This window comes from Streptomyces sp. NPDC036815 (assembly GCF_055609205.1).
Genome location: NZ_JBVJPW010000009.1, coordinates 320,215 through 340,242 on the forward strand (window position 1 = coordinate 320,215; position 20,028 = coordinate 340,242).

Genomic DNA, 20,028 nt, shown 5'->3' on the forward strand with positions numbered 1-20,028 from the left:
ACGTATGGATCTGCGCTTCGGTGACAGCAAGCCGACGGACGAGGAGCGGGCGGCCGTCGACGCGGTGCTCGGCCCTCCCGGGTCCGCGTGGGAGGGCGCCGAGGCCCGCGCCGACGAGGACCTGCGGTGGGCGCGGGGCGGGCGCGCCGCGCGGGCACGGCGCGACCAGTTGCTGCCGGGGCTGCACGCTCTGAACGACCGGGTGGGCTGGATCAGCGAGGGCGGCCTCGCCTACCTGTGCAGGCGCCTCACGGTGCCGCCCGCGGAGGGGTACGGGGTGGCCACGTTCTACTCCATGTTCTCGGTGCGGCCGAGGCCGGCGACGGTGGTGCGGGTCTGTACGGATCTCGCGTGTGCGGGGGCGGAGTTGTGCGGGGAGGTGGCGGAGCGGTTGCGCTCCGCGCGGGGGGTGGTGGTCGAGGCGAGTCCCTGTCTGGGGTTGTGTGAGAGGGCTCCGGCGGCGGTGGTGGTGCGGGCGGGGCCTCCGGCGGCTCCTTCCCCGATTCCGCCCCTTCCCGACGTCGCGGCTCCGCCGCGCGGGGCTGAGGTCGATCACCGGCTCCGCCGCGTTCGTCCTCAATCGCCGGACGGGCCGACACCCAGCGACCCCGTGACGGCGGAGCCGCTGGATTCGGGCAGGGGCGGGGGCGGGGAGAAGACCTACGCCACCGCAACCCTCGCCCCAGCCGCGCCCGCCCCCCTCACCCGAGCCGCCCTCGCCCCCGATTCCGCCCCCACCGAACCCCCCGCCTCCCTGTCCGCCCCGCAGTCGGGGCCCGCGGGCCAGAACAACCTGATCCTCCTCAAGCGCATCGGCACCGCAGACCCCACCTCCCTCGACGACTACCGCGCCCACGGCGGCTACACCGCCCTCCGCCGCGCCTTCGCCATCGGCCCCGCCGGGGTCATCCGCGAGGTCACCGAGTCCGGACTCCTCGGCCGGGGCGGCGCCGCCTTCCCCACGGGAAGGAAGTGGCAGGCCACCGCCGCCCAGCCCGACCACCCGCACCACCTCGTCTGCAATGCCGACGAATCCGAGCCGGGCACCTTCAAGGACCGCGTGATCATGGAGGGCGACCCGTACGCGCTGGTCGAGGCGATGACCGTGGCCGGGTACGCGGTCGGCGCCCACCGCGGCCACCTCTATCTGCGCGGCGAGTACCCGCGCGCCCTGCGCCGCCTGGAGCACGCCATCGCCCAGGCCCGCGCGCGGGGGCTCCTCGGCGACGACGTCCTCGGCCAGGGGTACGCCTTCGACATCGAGATCCGGCGCGGCGCGGGGGCCTACATCTGTGGTGAGGAGACCGCCCTCTTCAACTCCATCGAGGGCTATCGCGGAGAGCCCCGCGCCAGACCGCCCTTCCCCGTGGAGCAGGGCCTGTTCGGCGGACCCACCGCGGAGAACAACGTGGAGACCCTGGTCAACGTGCTGCCGATCCTCACCATGGGCGCCGCGGCGTACGCCGCCATCGGCACCGGGCGGTCCACCGGCCCCAAGCTGTTCTGCGTCTCCGGCAGCGTGGCGCGGCCCGGCGTCTACGAGCTGCCCTTCGGTGCCACCCTCGGGGAACTCCTCGCCCTCGCCGGAAAGCCCGACAACCTCCGCGCGATTCTCCTCGGCGGCGCGGCGGGCGGCTTCGTACGGCCCGACGAGCTGGACATCCCGCTCACCTTCGAGGGGACCCGCGCGGCGGGGACCACCCTCGGCTCGGGCGTGGTCCTTGTGTTCGACGACACCGTGCCGCTCCCCCGGATCCTGCTGCGCATCGCGGAGTTCTTCCGGGACGAGTCGTGCGGCCAGTGCGTGCCCTGCCGGATCGGCACGGTCCGCCAGGCAGAAGCCCTGCACCGCATCGTCGAGCGGACCGGCGCCGGGGCCGCCGAGGACGTCGCGCTCCTGCGCGACGTGGGGCGGGCCATGCGGGACGCCTCGATCTGCGGCCTGGGCCAGACCGCGTGGAACGCCGTGGAATCCGCCATCGACCGTCTGGGAGCGTACGAATGACCGCCATCCCGCTCCAACCGCCGCGCCGCCTCGTGGAGTTCACCCTGGACGGGCAACCGGTCCGGGTTCCCGAGGGATCCACGCTCCTCGACGCCTGCCGCGCCGCGGGCAAGGACGTCCCGACGCTCTGCGAGGGCGACACCCTCACCCCCAAGAACGCCTGCCGCGTGTGCGTCGTGGAGGTGGAGGGCGCCCGCACCCTCGCCCCCGCCTGCTCCCGCGGGGCCGAGCCGGGTATGAGCGTCCGTACGGACACCGAGCGCACCCGGCACAGCCGCAGGCTCGTCCTCGAACTGCTCGCCTCCTGCGTCGACTTGTCGATGACACCGAAGGTCGCCGGCTGGATCGAGGAGTACGGGGCGGAGCCCGCCCGGTTCGGCCCCGACGCGGCCCGCCTGAACGAGGAGCCCAAGGTCGACAACGACCTGTACGTGCGCGACTACGACAAGTGCATCCTCTGCTACAAGTGCGTCGACGCCTGCGGTGAGCAGTGGCAGAACACCTTCGCCATCTCGGTGGCGGGCCGGGGCTTCGACGCTCGCATCGCCGTCGAGCACGACGCCCCGCTGACCGATTCCGCGTGCGTGTACTGCGGCAACTGCGTCGAGGTCTGCCCGACGGGCGCCCTCAGCTTCAAGTCGGAGTTCGACATGCGGGCGGCGGGCACCTGGGACGAGTCCGCGCAGACCGCGACGACGACGGTGTGCGCGTACTGCGGAGTCGGCTGCAACCTGACCCTGCACGTGCAGGACAATGAGATCGTCAAGGTCACCTCGCCGCACGACAACCCGGTGACCCACGGCAACCTCTGCATCAAGGGCCGCTTCGGCTACCAGCACGTACAGAACCGGGACTGATCACGACATGGGACGAGTCACTGAGCGACGCAAGGTGATCCGAGTCCGGGACGGGCACGTCTCGGAGCGGCCCGACACCCTGGTCGCCGAGGAGCCTCTGGAGATCCGCCTCAACGGCAAGCCGCTCGCCATCACGATGCGCACCCCCGGTGACGACTTCGCGCTCGCGGCCGGGTTCCTGGTGAGCGAGGGCGTGCTCGGCTCGACCGAGGAGGTGCGGTCCATCGTCTACTGCGCGGGGGCGACGGCGGAGGGCTCGAACACGTACAACGTCGTCGACGTGCAGACCGCCCCGGGCGTCGTGATCCCCGACATCACCCTCGAACGCAACGTGTACACCACCTCCTCCTGCGGCCTCTGCGGCAAGGCGAGCCTGGACGCCGTGCGGACCACGGCGCGCTTCCCGATCGCCGACGCTCCCCCGGTCCGGCTCGGGACGGAGCTGCTCGCGAGCCTCCCCGACCGGCTGCGCGCGGCCCAGCGGGTCTTCGACCGGACCGGGGGCCTGCACGGCGCCGCGCTCTTCTCGGAGGAGGGCGAGCTGCTCGACGTACGGGAGGACGTGGGGCGGCACAACGCCGTCGACAAGCTCGTCGGGCGGGCCCTGCGGGAGGGGCGGCTGCCGCTCTCGCGCGCGGTCCTGCTCGTCTCGGGCCGCGCGTCCTTCGAGCTCGCCCAGAAGGCCGTGATGGCGGGCATCCCGGTCCTCGCCGCGGTCTCCGCGCCGTCCTCGCTCGCCGTGGACCTGGCCGCCGAGACCGGGCTCACGCTGATCGGTTTCCTGCGCGGCTCCTCCATGAACGTGTACGCGGGCGAGCACCGCGTCGCCCTGCGGGCCGCGGCCGCCCAGGGCTGACCCGGGGCCGCCCGCCGCACGGTGGCGGCGCCCCGGCCGGCGGGGAGCGCCCCCTGCGCCGGCCGGGCCCACTGCCTCGACCCGCCCCCCGGTACCGCGGCTCCCCGGCGTGTCACTCCTGCGGCGCCTCCACCCCCGAGATCCGGCCGAGCATCTCCAGGAAGCGCTCCCGCTCGGCGGCGGACAGGGGCGCGAGGAGTTCGGCGTTGGCGCGGGCGGCCGCTCGCGCGCACCGCTCGACGGTGCGCCTGCCGCGCGCCGTGATGGTGATCGCGTTCTTGCGGCGGTCCCGCGGGTCGGGCGCGCGCTCGACGAGTCCGTCAGCCTGCAGGTCGTTCAGGACGCCGACCATGTCCTTCGGGTCGAGCGAGACGCTGCGGCCGAGCTCCGCCTGGGCGACAGGACCGAGGTCGGCGACGGCGGACAGGACCACGTGGTGCCACATCTTCAGACCCTCGCGGACCAGCGCGTCGGCGACCAGGGCGCGGCCACGGGCCGCCGCGCGGCCGAGGAGCCAACTGGGGAGGGTGCGGATCGCGCTGGGAGCGGGCGGTGTCGAGGCCATGGGGAAAGCGTAGCGAGTAATCGTTGGACTTCCCCATGATTGCGCGTTTAACGTTGGGGCTCCCAACGATTCTGGCAATCCGGAGAGGTGGTTTTTCGGATGCGTCGTGTCCGGTACGAGCGCGGCGGTGGTCCCGAGGTGCTGTTCCTCGAGGACGTCCCCGTCCCCGACCCTGGCCCCGAAGAGCTCCTCGTGCGCGTCGAGGCGATCGGCGTGACCCTGCCCGTCGTCCGCAAGGTCCGCGAACAGCGCGACCCGATCGCGCTCGGCGGCGAGATCGCCGGTGAGGTCGTCGCGGTCGGCGAGGCCGTCACCGGCCACGCGCCGGGCGACCGCGTCACCGGCCTCGTCTTCGGGCACGGGTACGCCGAGCACGCCCTGCTCCTGGCCACCATGGCCTCGCCGGTCCCCGACGGCGCGAGCGCCGTCGACGCCGTGGCGCTGGTCCGCTCCGGACTCGTGGCGTACGGCGCACTCGAAGCCGCCCGTCCCGCGCCCGGCGAGTCCGCGCTCGTCACCGCCGCCGCGAGCGGGGTGGGCCACCTGGCCCTGCAACTGGCCCGCCTCAAGGGCGCGGCGCGGGTCGTGGCCGCCGTGTCCGACGCGGGCAAGGCGGACTTCGTGCGCGGTCTGGGCGCCGCCGAGGTCGTCACGTACGACCGCGCGGAGTGGGGCGAGCCCGTCGACTACGCGCTGGACGCGGTCGGCGGCGACCTGCTCACACCCGCCGTCCGGGCGCTCGCCCCGCACGGCCGCCTGGTGGCCTACAGCTCGGGCGGGGGCACCGTGGCCGCGTACGACCTGCTCGTCGGCGCCAAGTCCGTCATCGGCTTCCAGATGGCCCTGATCGCGCGCGGGCGGCCCGACCTGTACGAGGCGTGGCGGCGGGAGCTGTGGCGGCTGCATGCCTCGGGTGATCTGCGGCCCGCCGTGCACGCCCGGTTCCCGTTGGAGGAGGCGGCGCGGGCGCACCGGGTGATCGAGGCGCGGAGCAACCGGGGCAAGGTCGTCCTGATCCCTTGACGCGCGCTTCTTGTGGGGCTCCGAGGCCCGACGTAGCGTCTGTGTGACGTATGTCGGACGTGGGATGTCAGGATGTCCGGTCGTATATTCGTCACCTGACCCGCCATCACCATGCCTTGCCCGTCACCACCATGCCCTGCCCCGTCACCACCTTGACCTGAGCCGTCATCACCATGAGTCGCCGTCGCCATGAAAGGCGGACCGCACCATGCCATCGAGTCTCCGAACACGCCTCAGATCGATCCGCACCGCCGCCGCCGTCGTCACCGCCGCCGCCGTCGGCGCCCTGCTGCCCGCGCCTCCGGTGCAGGCGGAGCGGGCGGTGTCCGCCCCGACCCCGCCGTTCGAGCAGCAGGTGCTGTTCAAGGCGTCGCGGGACCCGGGATACGCCTGCTTCCGCATCCCGGCGGTGGTGCGGACGACGAAGGGCACGCTGCTCGCCTTCGCCGAGGGCCGGGTCAACGACTGCGGCGACGCGGGCGACATAGATCTCGTCCTGAAGCGGTCCCAGGACGGCGGCCGGACCTGGGGGCCGCTGCAGGTCGTCGACGAGGGCGCGGGCGACACCCACGGGAACCCCGCGCCGGTCGTGGACCGCGAGAGCGGCCGCATCCTCCTCGCGGAGACGTTCAACACCGGCCGCACGGACGGCAAGAACTGCGACGTGCCGTGCGACCGCACCCCGCACCTGCAGTACAGCGACGACGACGGCCGCACCTGGTCCGCGCCGCGCGACCTGAGCAAGGAGATCCTGCCGCCGCACTGGAACTCCTGGTACGCGACCGGCCCCGTGCACGGCGTCCAGCTGACCCGCGGCCGCCACAAGGGACGCCTCGTCCTCACCGCCAACACCGAGACGTGGGACGGCGGCCGGGTCACCGCGAACCACGCGGCGCTGATCGTCAGTGACGACGGCGGCGACCACTGGAAGGTCGGCGCCACGGACTCGTACCCGATACCGCCCGACGGCACGTTCCGTCAGAAGCCGTCCGAGATGACGGTCACCGAGCGGCCCGACGGGGCGGTCTACGTCAGCGGCCGCGAGCAGGACGGCACGGACCTGGGCCACCGCACCCACACGGTCAGCCGCGACGGCGGCGACTCCTTCGTCGCCCCCTTCCGCGCGATCCCCGACCTCTACACACCCCAAGTCCAGGGCTCCACGCTGCAGTTCGGCCGCCGGATGCTGCTCGCCTGCCCCGCCGACCCGGACCGCCGCCGCACGATGCAGATCCGCTCCTCCTACGACGGCGGCCGCACCTGGGACAGCGTCGACCGCGGCACGACGGTGACCACCGACTGGTCCGGCTACTCCGACCTGGTGCGGGCCGACGACGCGCACGTCGGGCTGCTTTACGAGGGCGGCGCCGTCGACGCGCGCGACGAGATCCGGTTCGCCCGGTTCACCGAGGACTGGCTGCGCCCGCGCCGCGGCCCGGACCCGACGACCCCCGACCGCGCACCGGGCGCGCGTCCCGCGGCGGTGCTCGGCGGCGCGGGCGGAACCGAGGGGCGCTTCGGCGGGGCGATCGCCCTCGACGGCGCCGACGACGCCGTGCGGCTGCCCTTCCGCCGCCAACTGCCGCTCAGCACAGGGGACTTCACGGCCTCGCTGTGGTTCCGCTACTCCGCCACGAGCGGCGAGCAGCCCCTGCTGTGGATGGGCGGCATCGGTACCAACCAGCCGCAGGTGTGGCTGCGCGGCGAGCCCGCGAGCAACCGCGTCACGGGCCTGATCACCACACGCGAGGGCGCGGCGCCCCCCAGGTCCGCCGCCGTGCGCACGACGAGCGCGTACAACGACGGCCAGTGGCACCACATCGCGCTGCGCCGCGACACCGGGCGCCTGACGCTCTTCGTCGACGACACCCGGATCGACGCCGCCGACGTGCCGGGCTCGGTCAGCCGCAACTCGCCCTTCGGCGTGCACGTGGGCCAACGGATGGACAGCCGCGCCTACTTCGCAGGCGATCTCGACGAAGTACTGGTCTACAAGCGGGCGTTGAACGACGCGGAGATGGAGGATCTGCGTACGGGTGAGGCTCCTGTGACGCGGGACACCGTCGTACGACTCCCCATGGACCACGTGCGCGGCAGCAACTAACGTCCCGGGCGTGTCCGCCCGCGAACGTCCCGCGACGGGGCCGCGCAGGATCCTGCCCGTCCTGCTGCTGGTCCTGGCCTGCGCGGCCGTGCTGCTCATCGCCCTCCCGGACGACGACCGGGAGGGCGATGCGGCATGCCGGCCCCGCACCGTCGCCTCCTGGGCCGCCGACGACAAGGCCACCGGCGAGTTCGCGCGCTACGGCGACGACGCGACCCGCACCGACGACTGGACCGGCGGCGACGGCACCCACTCGGTGCGCCTGCCCGACGGGCGCCTGCTGTGGCTGTTCTCCGACACCTTCCTCGGCCAGGTCCACGCGCCCCCGAACCCGGTGGGGCAGCCGCACACCTGGCGCGACACGAACACGCCGATGATCCGCAACTCGGGCGTGGTGATGTCCCGTTCGGGCCAACTGCGGCGCACCCTCGCCGCGCCGCTCTTCCCCGACCCGGCGCCCCAACAGTGGCGCTGGCCGGTGGCGGCCCGCGTGGAGCCCCGCTCGCCCGGCGCGGACGAGCAGGTCGTGCGGGTCCTGCTGTGGAACCGCATGGCCAGTCAGGGCCCCTGGATCTACGGCGTCCCGGTGGCCACGGAGGTCGCCACGCTCGCACTGCCCGACCTGCGCGTCGAGTCCATCGTGAAGGTCTCCGACCAGCAGTCGGTCGGGGATCCCGGGAAGCGGGTCCTGTACGGCACGACCACGGTCGACGACGAGGAGTGGACGTACGTCTTCGGCGGCACGGACGCCCAGGCGACCTCGCGCCCCTCCTCCCACGCCTACGTCGCCCGCGTCCCGCACGGAAGGCTCGCCGAGACGGCCGCCTGGGAGTACTGGGACGGCGAGGAGTGGGGCTCCGACGTCACGCCCCGGCCCGTACTCGGGGACGGCAAGCGCAAGGGGGTGGGGAGCGCGTTCACGGTGGTGCGGGACGACGGGACGTACGTGCTGTTCACCATGGCCGCGGGCACCGAGGGCCTGACCACCGTCACGTCGTACTGGTCCTGCTCCCCCACCGGCCCCTGGCACGGCCCCGCCAAGGCCTTCGAGGCGCCCCTGCCCAAGGACGGCGCACCCCGGCAGGAGACCGCCGCCTACAACCCGCAGGCACACCCGGCCCTCGGCGGCGACGGCCGGATCGTGCTCAGCTACGACGTCAACTGGCTGAACGCGACGCCCGCGAACGCGCAGGCCAACATCAGCCGGAACGTGTCGCTGTACCGACCGCGGTTCGTGTCCCTGCGGCTCGCGGCGGCTCGCTGACGAGCTGCTCCGGGTCCCGCGAGCGGCGCTTGGCGATCACCGCGCAGACCATCAGCTGCATCTGGTGGAAGAGCATCAGCGGCAGCACGGCGAGCGAGGCGTCCGCCCCGAACAGCACGCTCGCCATGGGCAGTCCGGCGGCGAGGGACTTCTTCGAGCCCGCGAACTGGATCGCGACGCGGTCGGCCCGGCCGAAACCGAGCCGCTTCGCGCCGTACCAGGTGAGCGCCAGCATGACCGCGAGCAGCACCGCCTCCACGCCGAGCAGCGCGAGCAGCCGCACGGGGTGCACCTGACCCCAGATGCCCTGCACCATGCCCTCGCTGAACGCGGTGTAGACGACGAGCAGGATCGATCCGCGGTCCACGTAGCCGAGGATCTTCTTGTGGCGCGTGATGAAGCCGCCCACCCAACGCCGCAGGAACTGTCCGGCGAGGAAGGGCACGAGCAACTGCAGCACGATCTTGAGGAGCGAGTCGGCCGAGAAGCCGCCCCCGCTGTCGCCGAGCAGCGCGGCCGCGAGCAGCGGTGTGAGCACGATCCCGGCCAGCGAGGAGAAGGAACCGGCGCAGATCGCCGCCGGGACGTTGCCGCGGGCCATCGAGGTGAAGGCGATGGACGACTGGATCGTCGAGGGCACCAGGGTCAGGAAGAGGAAGCCGCTGAACAGCGCGGGCGTCAGGACGTACGGAACGAGTCCCTTCGCCGCGAGGCCGAGCAGCGGAAAGACGAGGAACGTGCAGGCCAGGACCGTGACGTGGAGCCGCCAGTGCTTGAGCCCGTCGAGCGCCTCGCGGGTGGAGAGGCGGGCGCCGTAGAGGAAGAAGAGCAGGGAGACGGCCGCGGTGGAGGCGCCGGAGGCGACATCGGCGGCGGCGCCGCGGGCGGGCAGCAGGGCCGCGAGTCCGACGGTCGCGAGCAACGCCACGATGTACGGGTCGACCGGCATCCAGGACGGCCACTTCAGGCGTTTCACGGTGCTCCATGCTCTCGGTGCGGTGGCGCGCGCCCGCGCCCGGTTCTGGGCCTCTCGGCCGGTCGTCGGCGGGGGCGTGCCCTCTCCATGATCCTCCCGAACCGGGTGATCGGGAATCCCGCACACCACTCTGACTGTCATCACGTTCCGCGATGAGCGGCGCTAGGCTGGTCCACGTGTACGACCCCTCGCAGCTCCGTACGTTCCTCGCGGTCGCCCAGACGCTCAGCTTCACCCGGGCCGCGCGCCGGCTGAACGTGCGCCAGTCGACCGTCAGCCAGCACGTGCGCCGCCTGGAGGACGCCACCGGGCGGCAGCTGTTCACGCGCGACACACACAGCGTGGAGCTGACCGAGGACGGCGAGGCCATGCTCGGCTTCGCCCGCAGGATCCTCGCGGCGCACGAGCAGGCGACGGCGTTCTTCACCGGCACGCGCCTCGGCGGGCGGCTGCGGTTCGGGGCCTCGGAGGACTTCGTCCTGACGCGGCTCACCGACATCCTGGAGTCCTTCCGGCACGACCACCCCGACGTCGATCTGGAGCTGACGGTCGAGCTGTCCGGCACGCTGCACGAGCAGCTGGACGCGGGCAAGCTCGACCTGGTGCTCGCCAAGCGGCGCCCCGAGGACCCGCGCGGCGAGCTGGTCTGGCAGGACGACCTGGTCTGGATCGGCGCCGAGCGGCTGCGCCTCGACCCCGAGCGCCCGGTGCCGCTGATCGTCTATCCCCCGCCGGGCATCACCCGCGCCCTCGCCTTCGAGGCGCTGGAACGGCGGGGCCGCGCCTGGCGCGTGGCCTGCACGAGCGGCAGCCTCAACGGCCTGGTGGCGGCGGCCCGCGCGGGCCTCGGCGTGATGGCGCACTCGCGCGGCCTGATCCCGCCCGGCCTCGTCCGCGTCCCGGACCGGGCGGGCCTGCCCGAACTGGGCAGGGTCGACTTCGTACTGCTGCACGGCGAGCGGCGCGCCCCGGCACAGGAGGCCGCGGACGCGCTGGCGGCGTCGATCCTGGCGGGCGGGGACCGGCTGCACCGGGGCGGGCGGTGAGACAGTGAGGCGGGGAGACGGGGAGACGGGGAGACGGGGAGGCGTGCATGATCTTGGTACGGGTGGGTATCCGGGCTCACGGCCCGGAAGGGTGACATCTGTGCGCTGCGTACAGATTCGGTGGAGATTACGCCACCGAAACTTACTCCAGCGTAAGTAAGTTGTCCGGCCCTTCCCCTTGTGGCCGCATTTACCCCGGCTGACCTGTGCCGATGGTCCGTACCGAGCGCGCCTGGACCCCCTCCCGAAGGCGCGCGGGGTGGGGTACGGTCACGGCGCTGTGCGGAGCGCCACAAGGAGCATCATTGCGCGAGTTCACGAATCCTCCGATGGCGTCGGCGCCGCTGGTGGGCGGCCTTGCCGACGCCGTGTTCGACCATGCCCTCGAGGACCCGCTGCGCATCGCGTTCGGCCGCAAGACCGACGGGCGCTGGAGCGACGTCACCTCCGGCGAGTTCCGCGACCAGGTGCTCGCGCTGGCCAAGGGCCTGATCGCGCAGGGCGTGCGGTTCGGCGACCGGGTGGCCATCATGTCCCGCACCCGGTACGAGTGGACGCTCTTCGACTTCGCGCTCTGGAGCATCGGCGCCCAGGTCGTGCCGATCTACCCGACGTCCTCGGCCGACCAGGTCTTCTGGATGCTCCACGACGCGCAGGTGTCGGCCGCGATGGTCGAGCACGAGGACCACGCCATGACGATCGGCTCGGTGGTCGACCGCCTGCCGCAGCTGCGCAAGCTCTGGCAGCTGGACGCCGACGCGGTGGGTGAACTGGGCGCCGCGGGGCGGGACATCGGCGACGAGGTGGTGCACCGTCACCGCCGCGCGGTCACGCCCGACTCGATCGCCACGATCATCTACACGTCCGGCACCACGGGCCGCCCCAAGGGCTGCCTGATCTCCCACGCCAACTTCATGTTCGAGGCGGACGTGATGGTCGCGCGCTGGGAGCCGGTCTTCCACTCCAAGCGGGACAGCGAGGCCAGCACGCTGCTCTTCCTGCCGCTGGCGCACGTCTTCGGCCGCATGGTGCAGGTCGCGGCGGTGCGCGGCCGGGTCAAGATGGGGCACCAGCCGAACCTCAACGCGGCGGCGCTCCTTCCCGACCTCGCCGCCTTCCGGCCCACGTTCATCCTCGCAGTCCCGTACATCTTCGAGAAGGTCTTCAACGCGGCGCGGCGCAAGGCGGAGAAGGACGGCAGGAGCGGCCCGTTCGACAAGGCCGTCGAGTGCGCGGTGCGCTACGCCGACGCGCTGGAGGCCAAGGCGTTCGGGACCGGCCCGGGGCCCGCCGCGGGCCTTCGCATGCAGCACCAGCTCTTCGAGAAGCTCGTCTACTCCAAGGTGCGCGAGGCGATGGGCGGCCGGGTGCGGCACGCGATGTCCGGCGGCTCCGGGATGGACCGCCGCCTCGGCCTGTTCTTCGCGGGCGCGGGCGTGACGATCTACGAGGGGTACGGCCTGACGGAGTCGACGGCCGCCGCGACCGCCAACCCGCCCGAGCGCACCCGTTACGGCACGGTGGGCCAGGCCATCCCCGGCATGACCGTGCACATCGCGGAGGACGGCGAGGTCTGGCTGCGCGGCGGCAACGTCTTCCAGGGCTACCTCAACGATCCCAAGGCCACCGACGCGACGCTGCACGACGGCTGGCTGGCCACCGGTGACCTGGGGGCGCTCGACGAGGACGGCTATCTGACGATCACCGGGCGCAAGAAGGAGATCCTGGTGACGTCTGGCGGCAAGAGCGTCTCGCCCGCGCAGCTGGAGGAGCGGGTGCGCGACCATCCGCTGGTGGCGCAGTGCATCGTCGTGGGCAACGACCGCCCCTACATCGCCGCGCTCGTGACCCTGGACGCGGAGGCCGTGGAGCACTGGCTGACCATGCGCCGCAAGCCCATGATGGCGCCGGGCGACCTGGTGCGCGACCCGGACCTGGAGACCGAGGTGCGCCGGGCCGTCGTCGCCGCCAACACCCTGGTGTCCCAGGCGGAATCGATCCGTACGTTCCGCATACTGGCGCATCAGTTCACCGAGGAGCACGGCCTGCTGACGCCGTCGCTGAAGCTGAAGCGAAAGGCCATCGAGACGGTGTACTCGGCGGAGGTCGAGGCGCTGTACCGCAGCTAGTTCTGTAGCTATTTCCTTCCTGGCGACGCTTTCTGACGGGCCATCAATTCCCCTTGCGCCCCTTATTGACGGTTCATCAGGTCCCGCACAGAATCAGCCCCACTTCGACTTCAGGGGGCTCGACCGTGTCGCGATCGATCCGCACCATCACCGCCGCCGCCGCGGCCCTGCTGCTCGCCACAGCCTGCAACTCCGCTTCGAACAGTGGTGGTTCGGGTGACGGCGACGGAGCGAAGGGCAGCCGTTCGGCACGCGGCGTGACCGAGGACTCCATCAAGGTCGGCGGGATCGTCTCCATGACGACGGCCAGCGGCTACAGCAAGAAGGACACCGACCTCGGCGCCAGGGCCCGCTTCGAACGCGCCGACGCCGAGGGCGGCGTGCACGGGCGGAAGATCGACTACCTGGGCGCGGAGGACGACGGCCAGGACCCCGGCAAGAACCTCGCGGCGGCGCGCAAGCTCGTCCAGCAGGAGAAGGTCTTCGCGATCGCCCCGATGAGCTCGGTCACCTTCTCCGGCGCCGACTTCCTCCAGAAGCAGCAGGTCCCCACTTTCGGCTGGGGCACCATCCCGCCGTTCTGCGGGCCGACGTACATGTACGGCTTCGGCGGCTGCATGGTGCCGATGCCCGGCGGCACGATCACCCAGAGCTGGCCCGAGGGCTTGAAGAAGGTCACCGGCGGGGCGCGGGGCAAGTCGGTGGCCATCCTCGCCAACGACAACGACGCGGGCACCTTCGCCATCCGCACCTACCGGCAGAGCTTCGCGGCGGCCGGGTACGAGGTGACGTACGCCAAGTCGACGGTGCCCGCCACCTCGGTGCCGAGCGACTGGTCGGCGTACACGAAGGAGATCCTGCGCTCCGACGGCGGGAAGGCACCGGACGCCGTCGTCTCCGTCATGCAGACCCCGTACAACATCGGCCTGTTCACCGCCGTCAAGCGCGCCGGTTTCAAGGGCGTGCTCACCGACCCCACCGACTACGACCCCGGCCTGCTCGCCAAGAGCGCGACGCGGAAGGCCCTGGACGGCGTGCACATCCTGCTGTCGTTCCAGCCGTTCGAACAGAACACCGCGGACATGCGGCAGTTCAAGGCGGACATCAGGAAGACGGCGGGCAAGGACGTGCCGCTCAACATGCACATGATGACCGGCTACATGTCCGCCGACCTCTTCCTCGCCATCGCCGAGAAGGCGGGCAAGGACCTCACCGTCGGCTCCTTCCAGAAGGCGGCGGAGGGCTACTCCGACACCGGCACCATGGTCGGGGACCGCAGACTGCCCGACGGGCGCGAGGAGTCGTTCGGCTGCGGCGCGCTCGTCCAGCTGCGGGGCGGGAAGTACGCGGTGTCCTCGCCCTTCAAGTGCTACGAACCGATCCCCTTCAAGTAGGGGCGGGCCGCCATGTCGGACCTCCTCGGATTCGTGCTGAGCGGTCTCGTCTCCGGAGCCCTGTACGCCCTCCTCGCCACCGGGCTCGTCCTGTCGTACTCGGCGTCGGGCCTCTTCAACTTCGCGCACGGCGCGACCGCCTACCTGTGCGCCCTCGCCTTCCACGAACTGCACTCCGGCTTCGGCTGGCCCGCCGTGCCGACGGCGCTGTTCCTGGTCACCGTGGTGGCCCCGGCGCTCGGCTGGGGCCTGGACCGGCTGATGTTCCGCAAGCTGGCACGGGTCGGCGAGACCGCGCAGATCGTCGCGACGATCGGGCTGCTCGTCGCGCTGCCCGCACTCGGTCTGTGGGTGGTGGAGCTCCTGGCGGACGCGGGCGCCTCCGTCGAACCGGCGGAGAACCAGTTCGGGCTGCCGGGCGTCGGGCCGAGCCCGGCCAGGAGCTGGCAGCTGACGGACGGCGTCGGCGTCGACTCCGACCAGCTGATCACGTGGGTGGCCACGGCGGTGGTCGCGGTCGGCCTGTGGATCCTGCTGCGCCACACACCGCTCGGCCTCCGGCTCCGCGCCGCCGTCGACAACCGCTCCCTCGTGGAGCTGCGCGGCATCAGCGCGGACCGGCTCTCGTCGGTGGCGTGGATGCTGTCGTCCGCCCTCGCGGGCCTGGCGGGCGTCCTCGCCACGCCCCTGCTCGGCCTCTCCTCGCACGACTTCACCCTGTTCCTCTTCGTCTCCGCGACGGCCGCCGTGCTCGGACGCTTCCGGTCGATCCCGCTGGCGTTCGCGGGGGGTCTCGGGCTCGGGGTGCTGCAGAACCTCGTCGCCGGGTACGCCGACTTCGCCGAGCGGATCACCGGCTTCCGTACCGCCGTGCCCTTCCTGATCCTGTTCGCCGGGCTGCTCCTGCTCACGCGGCGGCAGCGGACGGCGGGCACCGCGGCGGCCGACGCGCCGCCCGTCGACTACCTCGCGGGCAGGTCGTGGACGCGCAGATGGGGGCCGTGGGTGACGGCCGCCGCGCTCCTGGCCCTCGCCCTCTACACGGTGACGACCCCCTTCTGGAGCGGCATCCTCGCCCAAGGGCTCGCGATCTCCCTGGTGTTCGTCTCCTTCAGCGTGGTGACGGGTCTCGGCGCGATGGTGTCCCTCGCGCAGGCCACGTTCGTCACGGGCGCCGCGCTCGTCGCCGGACTGCTGATGAGCCACGGCTGGCCGTTCCTCGCCGCGGCGCTCGCCGGCACCTGCGCGGCGGCGGCCCTCGGCGCGCTCGTGGCGCTGCCCGCGCTGCGGCTCGGCGGCCGCTCGCTGGCCCTCGCGACCCTGGCGCTCGCCTTCCTCGCCGATCAAGTCCTCTTCCAGATGGGGTGGTTGCGCAACGGCGACACCGGCTGGGAGATCCCCCGCCCGGTCTTCGGTCCCGTCGACCTCTCCGACGACCGGGCCATGGGCGTCGCGATGATCGTCCTCGTCTCGGCGGCCGTCGCCGCGCTCGGCGCGCTGCGGAACTCGGCGTCGGGGCGCGCGATGCTGGCGGTACGGTCCGCGCCCGCGGCGGCGATGGCCTCGGGGGTGTCCGTGGTGCGCACGAAGCTGCTCCTGTTCACCCTGTCGGCGGGGCTCGCGGGGTTCGGCGGCGTGCTGTACGCGTCCTTCAACACCCGTATCACCGCGACCGACTTCACCGCGATGACCGGACTCGTCTGGCTGGCGGTGGCGGTCGCGGCGGGGGTTCGCAGGGCGCAGTTCGCCGTGGTGGCGGGGCTGGTCTTCGCGATCGTGCCGCACCTCGTCGCGGACTACGTGACGGAGTCCGCGCACCTCCCGGTGATCCTCTTCGGCCTCGCGGGCCTCGCGCTCGCCAACGATCCCGACGGGTATTGCGCGGCGGTGCCGGTACGGATGCACCGGAGGCGGCAGAGGCGCGGTGCGGAGCGGGGGCCGGGACAAAAGTCAGCCCCTCCGGCGACTGAGGATCGGGGGCCGGGACACAATCCAGCCCCTCCGACGATCGACGAGCGGGGGCCGGGGCAGAGTCCCGGTTCCGGGAGGGCCGGGCCCGGCGAAGAAGCCCCTCCCGCCCTCACCCTCCACGACCTCCGAGCCGGATACGACGGCACCCCCGTCCTGCACGGCGTGGACCTCACCGTCCGCCCCGGCGAGATCGTCGCCCTGCTCGGCCCGAACGGCGCCGGCAAGTCCACCACGTGCCTCGCCGCGGCGGGCCTGCTCCGCCCCCTCACGGGCCAGGTGTACGTCGACGGGCGCGAGGTCACCCGCCGGGGCGCCGTCCACCGCGCCCGCGCCGGTGTCGTCCTCGCCCCCGAGGGCCGCGGCGTCTTCCCCGCGCTCACCATCGAGGAGAACCTCGCCCTCCACCTCGGGGAACGGGACGCGCGCGACGCCGTGTACGAGCGGTTCCCGGGCCTCGCCGCCCGGCGCCGGGTGCCCGCCGGATCCTTGTCCGGCGGCGAGCAGCAGCTGCTCGCCCTCGCCCCGCTGCTGCAGCGCCCGCCGAAGGTGCTGATCGCGGACGAGCCGTCCCTCGGTCTCGCGCCCCGCGTGGTCGACGACGTGTTCCGCCTCCTGGTCGAACTCCGGGACGCGGGCGCCGGGTTGCTGCTCGTCGAGGAGAAGGCCGCGGAGATCCTCGGGGTCGCCGACACGGTGGCGTACCTGGCGCAGGGCCGCGTCTCCTGGTGCGGTCCGCGCTCCGAGGTACGGGCCGACCGGCTCACCGAGGCGTATCTGGGCATGGCGTCGGACGGCGGGCGACAGGCCGTCTTGCGACGGGACACGAAGGGCGTGGCGCGACCATGAGCGAACGGGAGCACGTCCTGCGGGCCGAGGACATCGGGGTGCGCTTCGGCGGCGTCCGCGCCCTGGACGGCGTGGACCTCGCCGTCCGCCGGGGCGAGGTCTGCGGGCTCATCGGCCCCAACGGCGCGGGGAAGACGACGCTGTTCGACGTGGTGTCCGGCATCCGCAGGCTCGACCGCGGGCGGGTCCTCGTCGACGGCCGCGACGTCACCCGCCGCTCCCCCGTGTGGCGGGCCCGCCACGGTATGCGCCGCACCTTCCAGCGCCGGCAGCTCTTCGGGCAGCTCACCGTCGCCGACCACCTCGTCGTGGCGCAGGAGTGGCGGGGCGGAGGCGGCGGGTTCGTGGCAGATCTGCTGGCCGCCCCGACCCGTCGTACCCGCGAGGCCGCCCGGCGCGAGCGGGCCGCCGACGTGCTGCGCGCGTGCGGCCTCGACGCGCTCGCCGGACAGTACGCGGGCGCGCTGCCGGTGGGGCAGGCCCGCATGGTGGAGCTGGCGCGCGCGATCGCGGACCCGCCCAGGGTGCTGCTCCTGGACGAGCCCGCTTCGGGGATGACGGCCGACGAGCGGCGTCAGCTGTCGGCCGTCGTCCGGCACCTCGCGGACGAGGAGGGCTGCGCCGTGCTGCTCGTCGAGCACAACGTCGCCTTCGTGATGGAGCTCTGCGCCCGCGTCGTCGTCCTCGATCTGGGCCGGGTCCTCGCGCACGGCACGGCGGCCGAGGTGCGCGCGGATCCGAAGGTGCGGGACGCCTATCTGGGCACGACGACCGGCACGCGATAGGCCCTGCCGCGGCTCAACCCCCGCGGTTGACGGCCCGAACTCGGTGTCCTCGATGTCGATGTCGAAGGCCCTCAGCCGGTAGGCGTCGATGACCTTCTGGTACGCGCCCGCGAGCGCACCGGCGCCGGTGCACCTCTCGCCCAGCTCGGCGCCGCAGCGACGCGGCATGACGGGCCACCGTCAATGGTCCGGACCGATTCCTCGCCCACGAATGCGGTGGTCAGGAATGCAGCACGGCCGCTGATCGTTGACCATGGGAAGACCAACCGACCGACCTAAGGATCGAAAGCTCGTGAGCAAGGTTCCCCCGATCATCCTGAACAACGGCGTCGAGATGCCCCAGCTCGGCTTCGGCGTGTGGCAGGTTCCGGACGACGAGGCCGAGAAGGCCGTCGCGCTGGCCCTGGAGGCCGGGTACCGCAGCATCGACACCGCGGCCATCTACGGCAACGAAGAAGGCACGGGCAAGGCCATCGCGGCGTCCGGCGTGGCCCGCGAGGACCTGTTCGTCACGACGAAGCTCTGGAACAGCGACCAGGGCTACGACGCGACCCTGCGCGCCTTCGACAACTCCCTGGACAAGCTCGGCCTCGACTACGTGGACCTGTACCTCATCCACTGGCCGCTGCCGTCCAAGGACAGCTACGTCGACTCGTACAAGGCCTTCGAGAAGATTCACGCCGACGGCCGCGCCAAGTCCATCGGCGTCTCGAACTTCCTGCCCGAGCACCTGGAGCGGCTGCTCGGCGAGACGTCGGTCGTCCCGGCCGTCAACCAGATCGAGCTCCACCCGCACCTGCAGCAGCGCGCCTCGCGCGAACTCCACGCCGAGCAGGGCATCGCCACCGAGGCGTGGTCGCCGCTCGGTTCGGGCAAGGGCCTCCTGGAGGTCCCGGCGATCATCGCCATCGCGCAGAAGCACGGGCGGTCGCCCGCGCAGGTCGTGCTGCGCTGGCACATCCAGCTGGGCAACGTGGTGATCCCCAAGTCCGTGACCCCGTCGCGGATCAAGGAGAACATCGACGTCTTCGGCTTCGAGCTCGACCCCGAGGACATGGCGGCGATCTCGGCCCTCAACGAGGACCGCCGGATCGGCCCGGACCCGGCCACGTTCGACGTGGTCTGATCCCCGCCCCACCCACACACCCCGAGGGCCCCGGCCCGGCGGCCAGGAGTTCACCTCCTCCCGCCGCGCCGGGGCCCTCGGGCGTGGTCAACAGGTCTGCCGGTAGGGGGAGTTCGGACCCCCGACCTCACCCGTCGGCCCGCTGGTCCGACGCCCCGCCCTTCACCGCCACATGCACCGTCTGTGCCGTCAGCAGGAACAGGTCGGGGCGGTGGTGCAGGCTCTGCGGGTCGTCCTCGTCCAGGAGGCGGTCGATGGTCGTGAGGTCGTCCGGGGCGAGTCGGTCGGCGTGCATCTCGCGGCGGCGGGTGAGCTCCGTGACCACGTGGGCCCGGGCGTCGTCGGAGAGCGGGGCCGGCAGGTCGAGGAGGAAGGTGCGGGTGGCCTCGTGGCGCAGGCCCGCGTCGGCGAGGAGCGCCGGCCAGTCCTCCGCCGCGTCCTTCGCGCCGTCGAGGCCCGCCCGCATCCCGGTGAACCACTCCTCGTCGGCCGCCTCCAGCCTGGCGAGGAGTCCCGGGCGGCCGAAGCCGATGTCACGGGGCAGGTAGCGGGCGCCGAGTCCGCCCTCCAGGAGGGCGATGGCGCCGCCCGGCGCGAGGCGGCCGGCCAGGGCCGACAGCGCGGCGCCCTGGTCGCCCACGTGATGCAGGGACTTGCACAGCCAGAGGAGGTCGGCCACCGGCACGCCGTCGAGGTCGTCGGGGAGCGCCGCGCGGACCGTGTCGAAGCGGTCCGCGAGCCCCTCGCGCCCCGCGCGCTCGCGGGCCCGCCCCAGGAGGGGCTCCTCGGGGTCCGCCGCGACGATCCGCGCCTCGGGGAAGGCGTCGGCCAGCAGGAAGGAGATCGCGCCGGGGCCGGAGCCGACGTCGACGACCACGCCCGGAGCCGGGGCCCAGCGCTTCAGCCAGTCGGTCGTCTCGCCGTACAGGGGCGCGGCGACCCGTGCGTAGCGCTCCAGCATGGCGCCCATGGTGGCCCAGTCCATGTCGCCGTCATGCCCGTGGCCGTGGCCGTGGCCATGACCGTGCCCCTGTCCGTGCCCGTGGTGATGCCCCATCGTCCTGTGCCGCCTTCCGGTCGA

General features: G+C 72.6%; 15 protein-coding genes. 12 read left to right on the forward strand and 3 right to left on the reverse strand.

What is annotated here, in order from left to right:
• Positions 1 to 4 precede the first annotated feature (4 nt).
• From ACZ69I_RS20795 to fdhD, 3 genes are read left to right on the forward strand one after another with little or no spacing between them, the layout of a single operon-like run.
• Complete coding sequence (locus ACZ69I_RS20795) at positions 5 to 2,005, forward strand: NADH-ubiquinone oxidoreductase-F iron-sulfur binding region domain-containing protein (RefSeq protein ID WP_470833792.1); 2,001 nt, start codon at positions 5 to 7, stop codon at positions 2,003 to 2,005.
• Positions 2,002 to 2,862: a 2Fe-2S iron-sulfur cluster-binding protein gene (locus ACZ69I_RS20800; protein WP_470833794.1), complete on the forward strand. Its 861-nt coding sequence runs from the start codon at positions 2,002 to 2,004 to the stop codon at positions 2,860 to 2,862. The genes ACZ69I_RS20795 and ACZ69I_RS20800 overlap by 4 nt, the downstream gene beginning before the upstream one ends.
• 7 nt (positions 2,863 to 2,869) lie before the next feature.
• Entirely contained in the window at positions 2,870 to 3,718 is an 849-nt protein-coding gene (gene fdhD / locus ACZ69I_RS20805) for a formate dehydrogenase accessory sulfurtransferase FdhD (RefSeq protein WP_470833795.1), read from the forward strand.
• A 112-nt stretch (positions 3,719 to 3,830) separates the two neighbouring features.
• On the opposite strand, the gene ACZ69I_RS20810 is transcribed toward fdhD, so the two are convergent.
• Positions 3,831 to 4,283 carry a MarR family winged helix-turn-helix transcriptional regulator gene (locus tag ACZ69I_RS20810; RefSeq protein WP_470833797.1) on the reverse strand — a complete coding sequence of 151 codons (453 nt, stop codon included), beginning with the start codon at positions 4,281 to 4,283 and terminating at the stop codon, positions 3,831 to 3,833.
• A gap of 99 nt (positions 4,284 to 4,382) precedes the next feature.
• On the opposite strand from ACZ69I_RS20810, the gene ACZ69I_RS20815 reads away from it, so the two are divergent.
• From ACZ69I_RS20815 to ACZ69I_RS20825, 3 genes are all read left to right on the forward strand, one after another.
• Positions 4,383 to 5,306: a quinone oxidoreductase family protein gene (locus ACZ69I_RS20815; RefSeq protein WP_470833799.1), complete on the forward strand. Its 924-nt coding sequence runs from the start codon at positions 4,383 to 4,385 to the stop codon at positions 5,304 to 5,306.
• A gap of 208 nt (positions 5,307 to 5,514) precedes the next feature.
• A complete protein-coding gene (locus ACZ69I_RS20820; protein WP_470833801.1) occupies positions 5,515 to 7,410 on the forward strand; it encodes an exo-alpha-sialidase in 1,896 nt (631 codons plus the stop codon).
• Between the two features lie 10 nt (positions 7,411 to 7,420).
• Positions 7,421 to 8,674, forward strand: a complete 1,254-nt coding sequence (locus tag ACZ69I_RS20825; protein WP_470833802.1) for a DUF4185 domain-containing protein — start codon at positions 7,421 to 7,423, stop codon at positions 8,672 to 8,674.
• On the opposite strand, the gene ACZ69I_RS20830 is transcribed toward ACZ69I_RS20825, so the two are convergent.
• A complete protein-coding gene (locus ACZ69I_RS20830; RefSeq protein WP_467673905.1) occupies positions 8,610 to 9,623 on the reverse strand; it encodes a bile acid:sodium symporter family protein in 1,014 nt (337 codons plus the stop codon). The two genes, ACZ69I_RS20825 and ACZ69I_RS20830, sit on opposite strands and share 65 nt — an antisense overlap.
• A 203-nt stretch (positions 9,624 to 9,826) precedes the next feature.
• Here ACZ69I_RS20830 and ACZ69I_RS20835 point away from each other — a divergent pair, with 203 nt between their 5' ends.
• The 6 genes from ACZ69I_RS20835 to ACZ69I_RS20860 all read left to right on the forward strand — a co-directional run bounded on the left by ACZ69I_RS20835 (position 9,827) and on the right by ACZ69I_RS20860 (position 18,947).
• A complete protein-coding gene (locus ACZ69I_RS20835) occupies positions 9,827 to 10,696 on the forward strand; it encodes a LysR substrate-binding domain-containing protein (RefSeq protein ID WP_470833863.1) in 870 nt (289 codons plus the stop codon).
• A 305-nt stretch (positions 10,697 to 11,001) separates the two neighbouring features.
• On the forward strand, positions 11,002 to 12,825 hold the full coding sequence (locus ACZ69I_RS20840; protein WP_470833804.1) for an AMP-dependent synthetase/ligase: 1,824 nt from the start codon (positions 11,002 to 11,004) through the stop codon (positions 12,823 to 12,825).
• Positions 12,826 to 12,950: 125 nt separating this feature from the next.
• Positions 12,951 to 14,219, forward strand: a complete 1,269-nt coding sequence (locus ACZ69I_RS20845) for an ABC transporter substrate-binding protein (protein ID WP_470833806.1) — start codon at positions 12,951 to 12,953, stop codon at positions 14,217 to 14,219.
• Between the two features lie 12 nt (positions 14,220 to 14,231).
• A complete protein-coding gene (locus tag ACZ69I_RS20850) occupies positions 14,232 to 17,036 on the forward strand; it encodes an ABC transporter permease subunit (protein WP_470833807.1) in 2,805 nt (934 codons plus the stop codon).
• The gene (locus tag ACZ69I_RS20855; protein WP_470833808.1) at positions 17,033 to 17,821 is read left to right on the forward strand and encodes an ABC transporter ATP-binding protein; all 789 of its coding nucleotides are present in this window, start codon (positions 17,033 to 17,035) and stop codon (positions 17,819 to 17,821) included. Before ACZ69I_RS20850 ends, ACZ69I_RS20855 begins: the two co-directional genes overlap by 4 nt.
• A 253-nt stretch (positions 17,822 to 18,074) precedes the next feature.
• On the forward strand, positions 18,075 to 18,947 hold the full coding sequence (locus ACZ69I_RS20860; protein WP_470833810.1) for an aldo/keto reductase: 873 nt from the start codon (positions 18,075 to 18,077) through the stop codon (positions 18,945 to 18,947).
• A 127-nt stretch (positions 18,948 to 19,074) separates the two neighbouring features.
• Here the strand turns inward: ACZ69I_RS20860 and ACZ69I_RS20865 are convergent, their stop codons facing one another.
• On the reverse strand, positions 19,075 to 20,004 hold the full coding sequence (locus tag ACZ69I_RS20865) for a class I SAM-dependent methyltransferase (RefSeq protein ID WP_470833812.1): 930 nt from the start codon (positions 20,002 to 20,004) through the stop codon (positions 19,075 to 19,077).
• Positions 20,005 to 20,028 lie beyond the last annotated feature (24 nt).